Origin of the sequence: Glutamicibacter endophyticus, from assembly GCF_048457885.1 — a bacterium.
In the GTDB taxonomy this organism is placed as follows: domain Bacteria; phylum Actinomycetota; class Actinomycetes; order Actinomycetales; family Micrococcaceae; genus Glutamicibacter; species Glutamicibacter endophyticus.
The window spans coordinates 1,399,849-1,416,267 of sequence record NZ_CP174200.1 but is presented as its reverse complement, the minus strand read 5'-3'; the positions used below and the strand labels follow the sequence as shown (position 1 = coordinate 1,416,267).

The 16,419-nt window shown below is 60.9% G+C and carries 16 protein-coding genes; 9 read left to right on the top strand and 7 right to left on the bottom strand.

Annotated features, from left to right (window positions below):
- Nucleotides 1–41: 41 nt before the first annotated feature.
- Nucleotides 42–980, top strand: a complete 939-nt coding sequence (locus ACJD00_RS06725) for an alpha/beta hydrolase (protein WP_418909037.1) — start codon at nt 42–44, stop codon at nt 978–980.
- Between the two features lie 149 nt (nt 981–1,129).
- On the opposite strand, the gene ACJD00_RS06720 is transcribed toward ACJD00_RS06725, so the two are convergent.
- The 3 genes from ACJD00_RS06720 to ACJD00_RS06710 form a co-directional block, all read right to left on the bottom strand.
- Complete coding sequence (locus ACJD00_RS06720; RefSeq protein WP_418909036.1) at nt 1,130–1,537, bottom strand: RidA family protein; 408 nt, start codon at nt 1,535–1,537, stop codon at nt 1,130–1,132.
- 44 nt (nt 1,538–1,581) lie between these two features.
- Entirely contained in the window at nt 1,582–1,863 is a 282-nt protein-coding gene (locus tag ACJD00_RS06715) for an alpha/beta fold hydrolase (RefSeq protein WP_418909035.1), read from the bottom strand.
- A gap of 178 nt (nt 1,864–2,041) precedes the next feature.
- Nucleotides 2,042–2,398 carry an alpha/beta fold hydrolase gene (locus ACJD00_RS06710; RefSeq protein ID WP_418909034.1) on the bottom strand — a complete coding sequence of 119 codons (357 nt, stop codon included), beginning with the start codon at nt 2,396–2,398 and terminating at the stop codon, nt 2,042–2,044.
- Between the two features lie 68 nt (nt 2,399–2,466).
- Here ACJD00_RS06710 and ACJD00_RS06705 point away from each other — a divergent pair, with 68 nt between their 5' ends.
- Nucleotides 2,467–3,717 (top strand): helix-turn-helix domain-containing protein, encoded by a 1,251-nt coding sequence (locus ACJD00_RS06705; protein WP_418909033.1) that lies wholly within the window; start codon nt 2,467–2,469, stop codon nt 3,715–3,717.
- A 256-nt stretch (nt 3,718–3,973) separates the two neighbouring features.
- Here the strand turns inward: ACJD00_RS06705 and ACJD00_RS06700 are convergent, their stop codons facing one another.
- From ACJD00_RS06700 to ACJD00_RS06685, 4 genes are all read right to left on the bottom strand, one after another.
- Complete coding sequence (locus ACJD00_RS06700) at nt 3,974–4,783, bottom strand: hypothetical protein (protein WP_418909032.1); 810 nt, start codon at nt 4,781–4,783, stop codon at nt 3,974–3,976.
- A gap of 343 nt (nt 4,784–5,126) precedes the next feature.
- Nucleotides 5,127–5,306 carry a hypothetical protein gene (locus ACJD00_RS06695; RefSeq protein WP_418909031.1) on the bottom strand — a complete coding sequence of 60 codons (180 nt, stop codon included), beginning with the start codon at nt 5,304–5,306 and terminating at the stop codon, nt 5,127–5,129.
- A 59-nt stretch (nt 5,307–5,365) separates the two neighbouring features.
- Complete coding sequence (locus ACJD00_RS06690) at nt 5,366–6,247, bottom strand: hypothetical protein (RefSeq protein WP_418909030.1); 882 nt, start codon at nt 6,245–6,247, stop codon at nt 5,366–5,368.
- A 759-nt stretch (nt 6,248–7,006) separates the two neighbouring features.
- Nucleotides 7,007–7,387, bottom strand: a complete 381-nt coding sequence (locus tag ACJD00_RS06685; RefSeq protein ID WP_418909029.1) for a hypothetical protein — start codon at nt 7,385–7,387, stop codon at nt 7,007–7,009.
- A 441-nt stretch (nt 7,388–7,828) separates the two neighbouring features.
- On the opposite strand from ACJD00_RS06685, the gene ACJD00_RS06680 reads away from it, so the two are divergent.
- The 7 genes from ACJD00_RS06680 to ACJD00_RS06650 all read left to right on the top strand — a co-directional run bounded on the left by ACJD00_RS06680 (nt 7,829) and on the right by ACJD00_RS06650 (nt 16,278).
- Nucleotides 7,829–8,665 carry a PhzF family phenazine biosynthesis protein gene (locus ACJD00_RS06680; protein WP_418909027.1) on the top strand — a complete coding sequence of 279 codons (837 nt, stop codon included), beginning with the start codon at nt 7,829–7,831 and terminating at the stop codon, nt 8,663–8,665.
- 261 nt (nt 8,666–8,926) lie between these two features.
- Nucleotides 8,927–10,429, top strand: coding sequence for a fumarylacetoacetate hydrolase family protein (locus tag ACJD00_RS06675; RefSeq protein WP_418909026.1), 1,503 nt, complete (start codon nt 8,927–8,929; stop codon nt 10,427–10,429).
- On the top strand, nt 10,429–11,088 hold the full coding sequence (locus ACJD00_RS06670) for a GntR family transcriptional regulator (protein ID WP_418909025.1): 660 nt from the start codon (nt 10,429–10,431) through the stop codon (nt 11,086–11,088). Before ACJD00_RS06675 ends, ACJD00_RS06670 begins: the two co-directional genes overlap by 1 nt.
- Before the next feature lie 41 nt (nt 11,089–11,129).
- Nucleotides 11,130–12,635, top strand: a complete 1,506-nt coding sequence (gene hpaE / locus ACJD00_RS06665; protein WP_418909024.1) for a 5-carboxymethyl-2-hydroxymuconate semialdehyde dehydrogenase — start codon at nt 11,130–11,132, stop codon at nt 12,633–12,635.
- Between the two features lie 33 nt (nt 12,636–12,668).
- On the top strand, nt 12,669–13,766 hold the full coding sequence (hpaD, locus tag ACJD00_RS06660; RefSeq protein ID WP_418909023.1) for a 3,4-dihydroxyphenylacetate 2,3-dioxygenase: 1,098 nt from the start codon (nt 12,669–12,671) through the stop codon (nt 13,764–13,766).
- A gap of 305 nt (nt 13,767–14,071) precedes the next feature.
- On the top strand, nt 14,072–14,644 hold the full coding sequence (locus tag ACJD00_RS06655) for a hypothetical protein (RefSeq protein ID WP_418909022.1): 573 nt from the start codon (nt 14,072–14,074) through the stop codon (nt 14,642–14,644).
- A complete protein-coding gene (locus tag ACJD00_RS06650) occupies nt 14,641–16,278 on the top strand; it encodes an ABC-F family ATP-binding cassette domain-containing protein (RefSeq protein WP_418909021.1) in 1,638 nt (545 codons plus the stop codon). Before ACJD00_RS06655 ends, ACJD00_RS06650 begins: the two co-directional genes overlap by 4 nt.
- Nucleotides 16,279–16,419: the final 141 nt, after the last annotated feature.

The following is a 16,419-nucleotide window of genomic DNA, read 5'->3' as shown; positions in this document are numbered from 1 at the left end:
AGACTGGAAGAGGAAAAACACCCACGGCCACAAGGAGCATCATGGCTACCACAACCATCGAGCACGTTACCTTCCGCAATGCGGACATGTGCTGGGATATCGCCGCAGATATCTACCTGCCGGCGGATTTCACGACCGATAGCAGCTATCCAAGTATCGTCGTCGCGCACCCCATCGGTAGTTGCAAAGAACAGACGTCCGGGAACATCTACGCCCAAGCGTTGGCCGACGCGGGGTTCGTTGCGATCGCCTTCGACGCCAGCTTCCAAGGCGCCAGTGGCGGATACCCTCGCTTTCTCGAAGACCCAACACAACGCGTCGAAGACTTCCGCCGCGTCGTTGACTTCCTTGTTACCCTGCCCTATATCGACGTCGAGCGCATCGGAGTTCTGGGCATCTGCGGAGGTGGCGGTTACACGCTCAACGCAGCGCTCACCGAAAAGCGGTTCAAGGCGGTCGTATCGATCACCGGGGTGAATTTCGGTCGAATGCAACGCGAAACCGCAGCCGTCAATGGCGGAGTTCTACAGGCATTGACCGGTTTCGCCGAGCTCCGCACCGCCAGCGTTCGCGGTACCGAAGCACCGGTCACCAACTTCCTGCCCGACACCGCCGAAGCGGCAGCAACCATTGGAGACATCGACATTGTTGAGGCCTTCGACTACTACCGCACCGAGCGCGGACAAAGTGCACATGGCTGCACGACCATGCTGCTCAGCCACGCCTCCTCCGCCATGGGGTGGGACGCCTTCCACCTCGCCGATGAGTTGCTCGACCAGCCCCTGCTAGTGATCATCGGTGATAAGCAGGGAGTATTCGGAGCCTACAAGGACGGACACACCATTTACGAGAAGGCCGCCTCCCAGGATAAGGAACTTGTCGTTCTAGAAGGCGTATCGCACTACGAGCTGTACGACCAGGAGAACGGAGCCGGTCAGGCCCTGCGGCGGGTCGTGCCGTTCTTCACCACGAAACTGTAACTCTCGTCCGCTCGCGCATTGTGGCGGGTCCAGACATCCCTCGGGCCCGCCCGTGCGCGTGCACTCCGCTCGGCGCACTACGGCCATGTCACCGACTCCAACGGCGGCGTGAAGCCGCCGGCCGCTGCCAACCAGGCGATCATGGACTGTCAGTCTTGGACGGCAGCGACCGCTTCGACCTCCACCAGCTGATGCTCGTAGCCAAGCACTGTAACGCCTAGTAATGTGCTCGGCACGTCGTGGTCGCCGAAGGTATCCCGCACGACGTTCCACGCCGTCACCAAATCGGCCCGGTCCCCAGACGCCACCAGCACGCGCGTGCTAAGCACATCCTCTAGCTTCGCGTCGGCTGCGGCCAGAGCAAGCTGCAGGTTCTCAACACAGGCCAACGCCTGGGCAGCATAATCGTCTCGCCCTACGATGCGACCCGCTACGTCGAGTGGACACGACCCGGCAAGGAAAATCAGCCGGGCGTCCTTAGGCGCCGTTGACGCATAGGCGTATTCAGCCACATTGGATAATGCTGCGGCGCGGATCAATTGCACTGAGCTAGGCATGAGCTCATGCTCTCATATGCCATGTGCTCCCATGCGGAGGCGATTCAACGCAACCAGATGCGCAACAACTGGATCCATTCATCGAAAGCATCCAAATGTGCATCGTGGGTTCCACCCCGAAGGTCAATCCGCTGCGTAGCGGGTCGGCGCCGAACAAGTTCTGCCCTGGAGGCTGCATCAAACATGCCGTCCCGAGCGAACACGGCCAGCGTTTGCACCTCTAATGTCTCCCACTCGGTCCAGCGCGGCTGATGAACTGCAGCGATGGTTTCCTGCATGATGTCGGCGTCGAAGTGTGGAGTCAGTCCTTGCTGAGTGCGCTGCATGTCTGCGATCCATGCTGCCGCCAGAGCGTGTGCGCCGAGGAACTGGTGCGCCGCAGCCTCGTCGCTAAAGGGCACCGGCCAGGACGCGAAAAACTGCCCCCCGGTCGGCGGCAGATTGAGGATTCTCGTTACCCGCAGGATGCCCTTCGAGCATAATCAGTTGCCGAACAAGATCCGGTCACTTGGCAGCGGTCAGGAAAGCTGTATGCGCGCCCATGGATTGCCCGATCAACGCGCAGGGATCACTCTTCAATACGTTCTCGAGCACGAACTCGACATCCGCTACGAACGCATCACGCGAGAGATCGGAGGGGCGCCGAGTGCTTCGACCATGTCCCCGCTGGTCCATCAGAATAACGCGGTAGGTGCCCGAAAGTTCTTGCGCCGTGTCGCGCAGTTCCCGAGAACTTCCGGCTAGGCCGTGCAACAGGAGAACTGGAGCTCCGGAACCACCAAAGTCCGTGAGGAATAGCGAGACTTCGCCGCGCGTGAGGCAGAAAGTGCGCTCGGAATCGCGACCCAGCGTTTCGCTCATACTACTCCTCGTCGCGATGTCAATACGGTCGGCCCCCAGCGGGCAAGCGGCCATCTATAGTTTCCCTCATGAAGTTCACGCCACTGCATCGCGCTCTTGGCTCCGCGCCAAGCCCGCTCACTGACGAATTATTGGATGCCGCAATCAATGCCGGTGTACGAGAAACGGACGATCTGGACTGGAAGTCAGAGCTGCCTCCGATTAAGGGCTTGCCTCAGTCGGATGTTCCCAAGGACATCGCAGCGATGGCCAACGCTGGCGGAGGAATGATCATCTACGGAGTCGAGGAATCGCAGAAATCGGCAACCGGGCGGAAAGATACCGGCGAGTTCACCGAAGGACACGAACGGGCCTACCGCAGTGCCGCAGTCAGCGCGATCTCCCCACCAGTATTCGGCTTGGACATCTATCGCCTGGGCACTGACCCTCTCGCCGTGGCGGTCGTGATTCCTGCCAGTGTCGACGGACCCCATCTCATCTACAGGAACGACTACTTCGGCGCGCCCATACGCAACGACGCAGATACCGTTTGGATGCGAGAACGGCAGATCGAAGCCATGTACCGGGCGCGATTCGACGAGCGCCGGCGATCTTCCGAAGCCATCGATGCGCTCTATGATGAAGCCGCCGCGGGACGTGACACGGACCAGCGAGCGTGGTTCGTTGCGGTCGCCCGCCCACGTATTCCTGCTCTTTTGGCCCGTCCGGACCGAGATAAAGCGCGAGCGATCTTTGAGCGCGCTGAGGCTGTGACACTACGCTTCTCAAAGAACAGTGGTGTCCATCCGCTAGAGAATGTGGACAGGCTTAACCCGCGCCCAGGGCTCCGCCGATGGGTCGCAGTCAACACAGCAACCTCCGGGCAACAGCTATGGCGCGAGGCCTGGGCCGAAGCCCATCACGATGGATCAGTAACTCTCGCAGCCGCCGTCGGAGCCCACCGTAAAAGTTTTGATGGGAATCTCGAAGGATGGGAAGTTGAAAGCCGAGGAATCGAATGCGGCATCTCCGACTTCACTGCTCTCATCCGCGCCGTAGCCGAGACACAAAACCTCGACGAGTATGAAGTTCGCGTCGGCATCGAGTGGACAGGGAAGCAACCTCTGCAAATACTGACCGTCGACAACACGGGACGCACCTACGACGGCGTATCCAACCCCCTGCGGAAGTTCACCCCCGTACGCACGAGCCTCAACGCAGCCGGAACCGACAATGACTTCCACCAGGAGGTGTACAGGCTAGCCGAGGACAGCGTGAACCAAGGAGGCATCACCTACCTCCACACCATCTTCGAACCGACCCAAGAAAAAGACTCATAAACAAGACCCACAACCGGCAAAACACCCTCGAATCAGCAAACGGCGAGCGCCCGGTGTACAAGAGGCAACGCGTATAGCTAGGGACATACCGTCACAGGCCAACCCAGGTTCGTCGAGGCCTTGGTCATCACGATCGACCACTGGAGAAATCGGTGCAGGTACCACCGGCGGCCGAAGACCAAGCCCCTTTAAGAAAGGCGCCGGCAGCCCGCTGCAGGTAAGCCCGCCCGGTGGTATGTCCCCAGCCTTCAGCAGGTTAGTTTGCTGAGTTCTGGGGTGGGAGGAAAGCGATCTTCCGGGCACTGTCGAGAGATACGTAGGGCCCACCATTAGAGCTTTCCTGGAATCGACCCTCAACCAGAAAATACCATCCACTCAGCTCATGGAGCTCCTCCAGATTCAGTGAGTCCTTCACGACGGAAGCTGCCTCCTTGTACAGAAGTACGGACGGCTTCTTCTCGCCCGCATACCCAGTATTGAGGAAGTTCCCTCGCACGTTTCCAATCTGTCCCCAAAGGATCATTGTGGTGCCCCGCAAAGTGAAGTCATCGACGTAAACGCATCCATCGGCGATCGTTGTGCGGGTTTTATCACTCAGCGTCAAAGCCCTCCTGCTCTGGCGGAAGTTTGGATCAGTAATCAACATGCCCAGCAAAGGCCCGTAGCCCACAGACCCGGCTCGCCGCTGCTTGTCAGCGCCTTGATGCTGGTGGGTCCGCCCAGGGGTTCTGGAGGCGTCTGGGATTTCATCGGTCACCGCCCGGTTCTGCGGAAGAGGATCGACGCGGATGACCAACTCATCGGCGGTGTTGGCGATAGCCTTGAACTCTTCGACAGCACGCTGCAGTTCAATCTGCTCATCGCTCTTCGAGCTATACTCGCACCCCTCGGTGTGATGCCCGAAGAAGGTCGCAGACTTGCCGTCCTTGGAACGCTTACGCCAATGCATCTGCACGCCGCATACTTGGTCAAGGCAGCTCAAACGGCCTCGATAATACTCACGGTCCTGCTCATGCAGTTCCGTCGCGTCCAGCAGTTGCGTGCCGTCGAACAAGGCCCACCGCATCGCAAGGCTCCTTTCCCTCGTTTCCCGCGCTCTTCTCAGGGGTTTGAGATGAAACCTACCAGCTGTCCCCCACATCAGCGTTGCTATGCCTTGCACACCTGGACAGCCCAGGAGGCCAGATGCAGCGCACAACCGCATACCAAGCCCGCTCAGGCCAACAGACCAACTTCAGGGCCGATGATCCACTAGCTTGAATCTCGGCAAATGCTGACGCATCCTGACGCACGGCGAGCGCACTCACCAGCTGCACAAGGAACGCAATAGATACAGGACGCAGCGGCCCGTGCTGAACCCTGGATTACAGCAATAAGCCCTACCATCGCCAGGTGTGCAGGTGGGGGACCTACCGGTCACCTGCCAAGACCGGACGACCAAATCCCGGTAGCAGGCAGATACGGATCTTCGAGAGCAGCAACCGCTGAAGGAAGTCGAGGACGTACCACCAGCTGACCGTGCCCAGGGCGACCTGCCCAAAGAAGGTACCTACCCCGCTGGAAGGCGCCGGCGGCCGCGCGGCAGGCACCCCGCCCGGTGGTATGTCCCCACCAGGCCTGCAGCACACGCCAGAAGCCAAGCAAATGTCTAAGCTCTTGATTTTCCAGCCCCGTGGTTGCGGCGCTTTCGGTGGAAAAGATACGCCGAATCACTCCGCTTCACTTCTTTACCCCTCAGATCAGGAGTAGTGACGTTTTCATACCAGTGCCCACGCGCAGAGAAGGCAAGCACCAGAAGGAGGGCACAAGAAACCGCATAGGGCGCTGCAGCTGTGTCAACTGGGGCATCTCTCCTGGCAGCAGCAAGAGTGAACGCTAGAAAGCTTCCGAGACATACAGCGCCCCCGGCAAACAGAGCACTCGAAAGTACCCCTCTGCGAAAACCGGGCAAGGCACCTGTGGCGGACGGTGGCTGCTTTTCATTCACAACGGCTTCAAAGGCGATTCGGCGGCGGAGTGTATTGTCCATGAACTTATAGAAACACCGTGCGAGATAAATCAAGCTCAAAGTTCCTAGCACCAGAGCCGTAACAAGTGATTCAGTCTCCATAAAATCAGCCGAAACGTCAGTGCCCGCTGTCAAGACCATGCACACAAGGCTTGCGAGGAACCAGCAGACAACAGCGATTACTACCGTCCTTGCGTAGACACTGGCGTTGAAAAACGACTGCGCATAGACCTTCGCCAAATAAAATCGGTGCTTCTCTTGAAAGAACGCAGTGAGCGGCCCGTTGCGGCTCTCGTTGACTTCTTCACGCCAAAACTCAGCCTTCTTCTGATAGCGCGCGCCAGAACTAAACAGAGGCATAACCACCGTGATCAGACCAGAGACCGCGGCAAAGAACGCTGCCACTGAGGGTAAGGGCGCTAATAGATCGTTTAAGGAATTCATGCCACCCATCATGCCGGTCTTCAAGAGGTCACCCTGGCTTAAAGCAACCGCCACCGCCTGACTAGGCATTTCAACCAACCCAGTTGGTAGTCTCCGGCGAGCGCCCTGGAACACAGCAGGTGCAGCTACGATATGAGGGACGTACCGTCATGAGCCCGCTCCAGGCACGAGGAGCTGCTGCTTCCCTGGGACCAGCTTTGGACAATACGGGAACTTGTTAGTGAAAGTGCGGAAGGCATACGAGGCGGGCGGGCCGTTCCTCCCAACGGCGAGCGCCTGCTTGGCACATCATGCTGCCGGTCTTCTGGAGTGAGCAGCCTACAGGGGCGGCAGGCATACCAGCACCCGAAGCCCCGGAGAGCAAGAACTGCAGAGGCAAGGATATATCACTGGTCAGAGATCGGTCCGCGAGGGCCTGGCTTAGCGCCAAGGCCGGGTTGAGCCCGTGCCCCTGGGCAACGCACAGGGACCACTATCAACTGGAGGCAGTGACCAGGGCACGTATCTGGCGGCCGGATCCGGATTCGCTGCAGGCCCATGGGAGGGGCGGTATGTCCCCCACCAACCAGGCACCAGGCTGACGAGTTCCGCGCGATCAGGAGAAACGCTCCCAGGAATCTCGGCCCCGTGGTCACGACGAGCGCAAAAGGTATGCAAGACATACCGTCCGCCACTGGCGCTTCCGGTTCACGAGACCTGGCGTGAAACCGGTACACGCCTCGTTCTCGGTAACGCACCTGGTACCCGGGCCCCGAGGGAGGCTGGTGGCCTGCGCGTTCCGATGGCACCGGCTGGCCTCTGCAGCAGGCCCACCGCCGCGGTACGTCCCCGGCCGAACTAGATGGTGATGTAGCCCGAGGAACGACGCATCGGATCGTCAGAATGCATGATCAGAGTGAATTTCACGTAGTCGCCCTCGTTCAGAGGGTTGTTGTAGGTCAGGTTCGCACAGTTCCAGCCACTGCCATAGGCGGCGTAAAGGAAGTAATGGGTCGTGCTACCCCGCTCAAACTGCGCCACAGCAGTCCCATCGGGATTGTTGTGCTTGATGCAGAACGTGTTGGTCGAGGCATAGAACTTGTAGTAGAGCCCGGTTCCGCCGTTGTACGTAGACGGGATCGAAGTACCAGCATTAGCAGGAGCAGCACCAGCTACGGCAGAACCGCCGATAATCGCCAGCGAAAGCAACGCTGCGGACATTTTGCACTTGAAAGACATCTGCATCCTCCGACGATAAAGAAAATGAACGGACTAAGCCTGTCACAACAGAAAGTCAGAGTCCAGAGAGTCTCGGTTGAAGACCATTAGCTTACGTCGACAGAAAAGCTCTCAACGCTTTACGTTGAGCGAGACGGAAATCCGGGACGTACCATCACAATCCAAACCCGGACCATCAGCAGCTCAGGGCAAGCAGTCAACCGCACAGAAGCCCAAATACCCACTCAGGAAGATGAGCTGCCAACAGCGGAGCCGCCGCCGGCAGCCCACGCGCACAGGCGGTATGCCCCTAATTACCAATCACCCTTCCGCCATCCCAGCTTCGGCCCCCTGGGGCTAGCAGGAGCCTATCTCGCAGAGCCCCCAAGAGGCATAGCCAGGTCGGCCTCGTACCCGCGGCGCACGTCCAAGCTGGGCCGTGCAAACTGTTAGGTTAGAGGCGTGATCGCACGAAATTACAGTGAAGTAGATGTTTTCTCGCCAACCCCGTATCGCGGTAATCCCTTAGCGGTGGTTCATGACGCTCAGTCGCTAGACAGCGATCAAATGCAGCGCTTCGCGAAGTGGACAAATTTGGCCGAAACCACCTTCCTGCTACCACCGTCCGATCCGGCAGCCGACTATCGCGTGCGGATCTTCTCGGCCACCCATGAGCTACCCTTCGCCGGGCACCCGACCCTCGGCTCGGCTGCGGCATGGTTGGGCGCCGGCGGCATTCCGCAGCGGGAGGGATATCTCGTACAGGAATGCGGTGCCGGGCTGGTGACCGTCCGCGTAGAGGACGGACGCTTTGCTTTCGCGGCACCACCGTTGACCCGCTATGAACCGGCGGACGAACCACTCGTCCACGAGATTGCTCGAGCTCTGAGTATTCCTCGGGAGCTCATTCTCGATGCTTCATGGATCGTCAACGGCCCGGAATGGATTGGCATCCGGCTAGCTTCGGCAGCCGAGGTGCTTGAACTAGCGCCCGATCCGGCCAATCTCGGTTCCCTCTGCATTGGTGTGGTTGGCCCCCATGAGCCCGGCTATGAAACTGACTTCGAAGTTCGTGCCTTCGTCGGCGGTGATCCCGTGTGGGAGGATCCGGTGACCGGCAGCCTGAACGCAGGTTTAGCTCGGTGGCTAATGGATACCGGTGTGGCCGATACGAGTTACATCGCCGCGCAGGGAACCGCGATCGACTATGAAGGCCGCGTACAGATCTCCATCGAAGGGGACGTTATCTGGGTCGGCGGAGAAGTCACCACGTGCGTTCAGGGTCAGGTCACCTTGTAGCGCTAACGAGACCTACTTTTTCGGGGTACCGCGCGACGAGCCTAGTACGTTAGGCGTCGCACGGTCCCCTTCTCTTTTTGCTGCGTTACTCCCGGCCCATATTTCCGAATCTGGTGCGCGCTCCATCAGGCGGCCAGTTGACCACGGACCTCTGGGCCATATCTGGCTTCAGGTCCGCTTCTCCACGCCCTTGACAACCTCGGAGACTCGTATCACACTAGATCGTATACGATTTGATGTACGACGAAAGAGGGACGATCGATGAGCACCCCGATCACGGTGGATGAAACGACCTTCGCGAAGGCCGGTAAGGTCTTGGCCGTCCACCTAAGCTACGCCTCGCGCGCCGCCCAGCGGGGACGCACCCCGAAATTCCCGAGCTACTTCATGAAGGCCTCCAGCTCGCTGGCCGTCAGCGGCTCCACCGTCGAACGTCCCGCAGGCACGGAACTTCTTGCCTTTGAAGGCGAGATCGCCTTGATCATGGGTACCGCAGCCCGCCGCGTCTCGGTCGAGGACGCATGGAACTACGTCGGTTCCATCACCGCCTCCAATGACCTGGGCGTTCACGACATGAAGTACGCCGACAAGGGCTCCAACATTCGTTCGAAGTCCGGAGACGGCTACACGCCACTCGGCCCCACCGCACTGGACGCCGCCGACATCGATCCGTCCAAGCTGCGCGTGCAGACCTGGGTCAACGGCGAGCTCGCCCAGGATGCAGACACCTCGGAACTACTCTTCTCTTTCGCCCAGATCATCGCCGACCTATCGCAGCAAATGACCCTGCACCCGGGCGACATCATCCTCACTGGCACCCCGGCCGGTTCCACCGTGTTCTTCCCCGGCGACGTGGTTGAGGTCGAAGTCACCGACCTGCTCACCGGGGCCAGCACCGGCAAACTGAAGACCACCGCCGTCCAAGCCACCGAAACCTTCGCCGACTTCGGCAACCAGCCGCAGGTCAACGAGAAGGACAAGGAAGACGCCTACGGGGACCGCGAATCCGCCGGGCTCGCCCCGGAGCTCACCGGCAAGGACGTGCTCACCGATGAGGTCCGCGCCCAGCTCGAATCGGTGGCCACCGCCACGCTCTCGGCCACCCTGCGTAAGCGCGGCCTGAATAACGTCAACATCGAGGTCCCCGGCGCCACCAAGGGCATGCAGCGCGTCATTGGCACCGCACGCACCCTGCGTTACATCCCGAACCGCGAAGACCTCTTCAAGGCCCATGGCGGCGGATATAACGTTCAGAAGCAGGCCATCGACGCGGTCAAGGACGGAGAGATCCTGGTCATGGAGGCCCGCGGCGAGACCGGCTCGGCCACCCTCGGCGACATTCTGGCGCTGCGTAGCCAAACCCTCGGCGCCGCCGGCATCATCACCGACGGCGGGGTACGTGACCTGAATGCGGTGACGGATCTGGACATCCCGGTGTTCTACAACGGCGCCCACCCGGCCGTGCTTGGCCGCAAGCATGTGGCCTGGGATCGCGACATCACCGTGGCTTGCGGCGGTGTTTCGGTCCAGCCGGGTGACGTGATCGTCGCCGACTCCGACGGCATCGTGGTGATCCCCCCGGCGTTGGTCGCCGAGGTAGCCGCAGAGGCCGCCGTGACCGAGTCCAATGACGAGTTCATCTTCGCCATGGTCAAGCGCGGACACGGCATCGAAGGATTGTTCCCGATGAACGCCGAGTGGAAGGCCAAGTACCAGGCGTGGAAGGATGCCGGTAGCCCGGAGCTGGACTCATGGGAGTTGTAATGAGCCCGTCGAAATCCGAGGCCGCCTACGCGCTGATTTCACAGCGTATCTCCGACGGGGACTACTCCCCCGGCTACCGGCTCGTACTTGGCACGATCGCCGATGAACTCGGTTGCTCGGTGGTTCCGGTGCGCGAGGCGATCCGTCGCCTCGAAGCCGAAGGGCTGGTGAACTTCACCCGCAATGTCGGTGCCACCGTGGCCAATGTGGATTCGACCCTGTACCTGCACACCATGCAGACCCTGTCCGTGATCGAGCCGGCCGCCACCGCGCTGGCCGCCCCGCTGATGGACGAGCAATGGTTGGCCCAGGCCCGCGAACTCAACGAGCGCATGCGTCAATGCCTCAGCGATTTCGATCCGGTCAGCTTCACCATGCTGAACAACGAGTTCCACCAGCTGCTCTACGGTCGCTGCCCGAACCCGCACATTCTGGATTTGGTCCAGCGCGGCTGGCGGCGACTGGCCGCGATGCGTTCGAGCTCCTTCACTCAGATTCCAAACCGGGCGCACGCCTCGGTGGAAGAACATGATCGGCTGCTCGAACTGATCGCCTCTAACGCCGATGCGCGCACCATCGAACTGGCCGCCCGCGAACACCGCACCAATACCCTCAACGCCTACCTGGAACGCGCCGGGCTTCCGCCCTCGACGCTCTAACCCGCAGACCCAACGCACGACCCGCGAAAGGACAATATTCCATGAGCAAGCACTTCGTTCCCGAGAACCTGCCCACCCACCTGAAGCACTACATCGGTGGCCAGTGGGTCGATTCGATCAACGGTGAGACCTTCGAGATTCTCGACCCGGTCACCAACACCCCCTACGCCACGGCCGCCGCCGGCCAGCAGGCCGATATCGACGCCGCCGTCGCTGCCGCCTCCGAGGCCTTCACCAACGGCCCTTGGTCGAAGATGAAGCCGCGCGAACGCGCCAATGTTCTCTACGCAATCGCCGACGCCGTGGTGGCCCAGCAGGACCGCCTGGCCGAGATGGAGACCTTCGACACCGGCCTGCCGATTACCCAGGCCAAGGGCCAGGCACAGCGTGCAGCGGAGAACTTCCGCTTCTTCGCCGACCTGATCGTGGCCCAGCACGACACCGCGCTGAAGGTCCCGGGTTCGCAGATCAACTACGTGAACCGCAAGCCGATTGGCGTGGCCGGGCTGATTACCCCGTGGAACACCCCGTTCATGCTGGAGTCCTGGAAGCTGGCTCCATCCATCGCTTCCGGTTGCACCGTGGTGCTCAAGCCGGCCGAATTCACCCCGCTCTCCGCCTCGCTGTGGGCCGAGATCTTCGAATCCGCCGGTCTGCCGGTTGGCGTGTTCAACCTGGTCAACGGCATCGGCGAAGAAGCTGGCGACGCGCTGGTCAAGCACCCGAACGTCCCGCTGATCTCCTTCACCGGCGAATCCTCCACCGGGCAGCTGATCTACCGCAACTGCGCGGCGCACCTCAAGGGCATGAGTATGGAGCTGGGCGGCAAGTCCCCGGCCATCGTCTTCGAGGACGCCGACTTCGATGCGGCCATCGACTCCACGCTCTTTGGCGTGTTCTCGCTCAACGGCGAGCGCTGCACCGCCGGTTCGCGCATTCTGGTCCAGCGCGGCATCTACGAGAAGTTCGTCGAGACCTACGCCGCCCGTGCGAAGAACATCAAGGTCGGTGACCCGCATGACCCGGCCACCCAGGTTGGTGCGCTGGTTCACCCGGAGCACTACGACAAGGTGATGAGCTACGTCGAGATCGGCAAGTCCGAGGGCCGCCTGGTGGCCGGTGGCGGTCGTCCCGAGCACCTGCCCGAGGGTCAGGAAAACGGCTCCTACGTGGCACCGACCGTCTTCGCCGACGTGGCACCGGATGCCCGGATCTTCCAGGAGGAAATCTTCGGCCCGGTTGTGGCAATCACCCCCTTCGACACCGAAGAGGAAGCACTGGAGCTGGCCAACAACACCAAGTACGGCCTGGCCGCGTACCTGTGGACCAACGATCTCAAGCGCGCTCACAACTTCGCCCAGTCCATCGAGGCCGGCATGGTGTGGCTCAACTCGCACAACGTGCGTGACCTGCGCAGCCCCTTCGGCGGCGTGAAGGCCTCGGGTCTGGGCCACGAGGGCGGCTACCGTTCCATCGACTTCTACACCGACCAGCAGGCCGTGCACATCACGCTCGGCGACGTGCACACCCCGAAATTCGGCGCCTAGGCCCCGGCCCCATCTTTTGCAAAGGAGCAACTCATGAGCAACGAAATCCCTAAGCCCAGCGTCCAGGCCCCGGACATCCTGCGCTGTGCCTACGCCGAGCTGGTCGTCACCGATCTGGAGGCCTCGCGCAAGTTCTACGTCGACGTGCTCGGTCTGCACGTCACCGAGGAAGACGAGAACCAGATCTACCTGCGCTCCTTCGAGGAGTTCATCCACCACAACCTGGTACTCACCAAGGGTCCAGTAGCCGCGCTGAAGGCCATGGCCTTCCGTGTGCGTTCCACCGAAGACGTGGACAAGGCCGAGGCCTACTACAAGGAACTGGGTTGCCGCACCGAACGCCGTAGCGAGGGTTTCGTCAAGGGCATCGGCGATGCCGTACGCGTCGAAGATCCGCTGGGCTTCCCGTACGAGTTCTTCTTCGAAACCGAGCATGTAGAGCGTCTGCACATGCGCTACGACCTGTACTCCGCTGGCGAACTAGTCCGTTTGGATCACTTCAACCAGGTCACCCCGGATGTTCCGCGAGGCCGTAAGTACCTTGAGGATCTGGGCTTCCGGGTCACCGAGGACATCCAGGACGAGGCTGGCACCACCTACGCGGCATGGATGCACCGCAAGGGCACCGTGCATGACACCGCCCTGACCGGCGGCAACGGTCCGCGTCTGCACCACGTGGCCTTCTCCACTCACGAGAAGCACAACATCATCCAGATCTGCGACAAGATGGGCGCGCTGCGCATCTCGGACCGCATCGAGCGCGGCCCGGGCCGTCACGGTGTGTCCAACGCCTTCTACCTGTACATTCTGGATCCCGACGGTCACCGCATTGAGATCTACACCCAGGATTACTACACCGGCGACCCGGACAACCCGGTCATCACCTGGGATGTGCACGATAACCAGCGCCGTGACTGGTGGGGTAACCCGGTGGTCCCTTCCTGGTACACCGAGGCCTCCTACGTGCTGGATCTCGACGGCAACGTGCAGGAAGTTATCGAGCGCACCGATGACTCTGAAATGGACGTCACCGTAGGCGCAGACGGCTTCTCCTACACTCGCTCGGGCGACGAGACCGGTAGCTACCACGGCGAAGCCTCCAAGGGCTTCAAGTTGGGCAACCAGCTCTAAAACCCGCACACCCACCATGGGTTGCTCGGCCCGCCCCTGGCGCAGGATGATCCTGTGTCGGCGGCGGGCTTTTGCGCGCGCCGAGCGGCTATCGTGCTTATGTCTCGTCCCACCAGATCGTTGCATGCTCCGCGGTTTGCCCAGGCCGCCCGGTAGGCTTCAAGCAGGGATGGCGCAGGTACCGGGTCCTAGCCAGGGGCGGCCGGTTTGCGCTGGCGCGAGGCAAGCGAGGGAAACGATTGGGCACTCAACAACAGGTCGTAGCCGAAGCGCCACGATCCTTGCGCCGGCGAATCCACCGTGGGTTGGCCTTCACACTGATGGCGTTGTTGTTCTACTTTGCCTACTTCGTGTACTCAACAGCCTTCTCGGCTGACCTGCGGCTGGTTCTGTATCTAGGGGTGGATGTCGGTCACTACGTAGTCCTCTCCGTATTATTCAGCGGACTGTGTACCGCGATGGCGCTATATAACCTGCTTCCTCCGGCGATCGGCGCGCTACCGAAAGTGTGGCAGCGAGATGCCGCGTGGATCGTTGCCCTCATAGCAACCATGTTCTGCATGTTGTGTTGGTTCTTTTTCCTTGGCCTATCCCTGCTTGGTCCAAATCTTTTTCCGTGTGCCAAGGCCAGCAAAGTCGACGGGTATAGTGTGGTCGTCTGCCCTAGTGGAATGAGATATGAGTCTTTCCGGGTCTATCGACAGACCGCGCCGATCACCTTTGAACTGGCTGGTCGCGGAGAATACCCGGACGGAAACTTTCCGGTCCACGGCTGGTCCATGGAGTCACGCGATGGACGGCTCGAACTTGTCCGCGACGGTGACCGGCTACAAGTCCGCCAGCTAGAAGGCACAGGCGCACTAGAATTACCGGAATGAGCGCAACTTTAGTGGCCAAGGATCTCACCGGAGGCCACGGCCATCGCACCCTCTTCGAAAATCTGAATTTCACGCTGGCCCCCGGAGACGTCCTTGGACTGGTGGGAGCGAACGGCGCCGGTAAAAGCACGCTGTTACGGCTATTGGCCGGGGTCGCTACGCCACTGTCCGGCACGGTATCTACCTCACCGGATGGTGCATTCATCGGCTGGATGCCGCAGGAACATGAGCGCATTCCCGGCGAAACCATTGCCGAGTACCTCTCCCGGCGCACCGGATGCGCCCAAGCTACGACCGCCATGGAGACTACCGCCGAGGCGCTCGGCTCGGGGCAGCCCGGCGCCGACGACGCCTACGCGGCAGCCTTCGATCATTGGATGGCTAGCGGTGCAGCCGACCTTGAGGACCGCATTCCCGTCGTGCTCGCCGAACTCGGTTTCACCCTGCCAGCAACCACGCACATGACCGCGCTCTCGGGTGGCCAGACCGCCCGCATCGCGCTGGCTGCGCTGCTACTGAGCCGCTTCGATGCCGTCCTGCTCGATGAACCCACCAATGATCTGGACCTTGACGGCCTGCAACGCTTGGAAAACTTCATCACCTCACTACGCACCGGAGTCGTGGTGGTGTCCCATGACCGCGAATTCCTGGCTCGATGCACCACAGGGATCGTGGAGCTCGATCTGGCTCAAGGGCAGGTGGCCGTCTATCAGGGTGGTTACGAGTCCTATCTGGAGGAGCGAGCCATCAACCGGCGTCACGCGCGCGAGGCCTACGAGCAGTTCGCCGATCAGAAGGCCGATTTGGTCTCTAGGGCGCGTACCCAGCGCGAGTGGTCCTCTCAGGGTGTCCGCAACGCCATGCGCAAGGCACCAGATAACGATAAGGTGCGGCGCCGGGCCAATTCCGAATCCTCGGAGAAGCAGGCGCAAAAGGTTCGCCAGATGGAGTCACGGATTGCCCGGCTCACCGAGGTGGCCGAGCCGCGCAAAGAATGGGTGCTGCAGTTTTCAATCGCCGCCGCGGAGCGTTCTTCCTCCGTAGTTTGCACCCTCAACGATGCGCAAATCACGCTCGGCGATTTCACCCTAGGGCCAGTGTCGGTCCAGGTGAATGCCGGTGAACGTATTGGCATCACCGGCCCGAATGGGGCTGGCAAATCGACTCTCTTGAAGTTGCTTCTGGGCAAGCTGTCCCCGCAGGGCGGCAGCGCAAGTTTAGGAGCATCCATTGCGGTGGGCGAGATCGACCAGGCCCGTAGTTATCTGGGTTCCGAGCGACCGCTCGGCGAGGCTTTCGAGGAACAACTACCGGATCTTGCTCCGGCCGAAGCGCGCACCTTGCTGGCTAAATTCGGATTAAAGACCGCCCAGTGTGCGGCCCCGGTCGGAGAACTCTCCCCCGGTGAACGCACGCGTGCGGGCATGGCCCTGCTCCAAGCCCGCGGGGTGAACTTGTTGGTCCTCGACGAGCCGACCAATCATCTAGACGTCCCGGCCATTGAGCAATTGGAACAAGCCCTAGAAAACTACGAGGGAGCCCTATTACTGGTCACCCACGATCGCCGCATGCTTGACACCGTGCGCTTAGACCAACGTTGGTTGGTGGAGCAAGGCACCGTGCATCTGCAATAGCGCCAGCAGGCGGGTCGGGTCGCTACAGGACGTGGTACCGTCGAGTTGAGCTCCGCCGACCCCGAGCGCACCACCACTAAATACCGGCACAGAGAGTTACCTGACCTGTGTATACGATCCGCAACCGGCGCTCCCGCACAA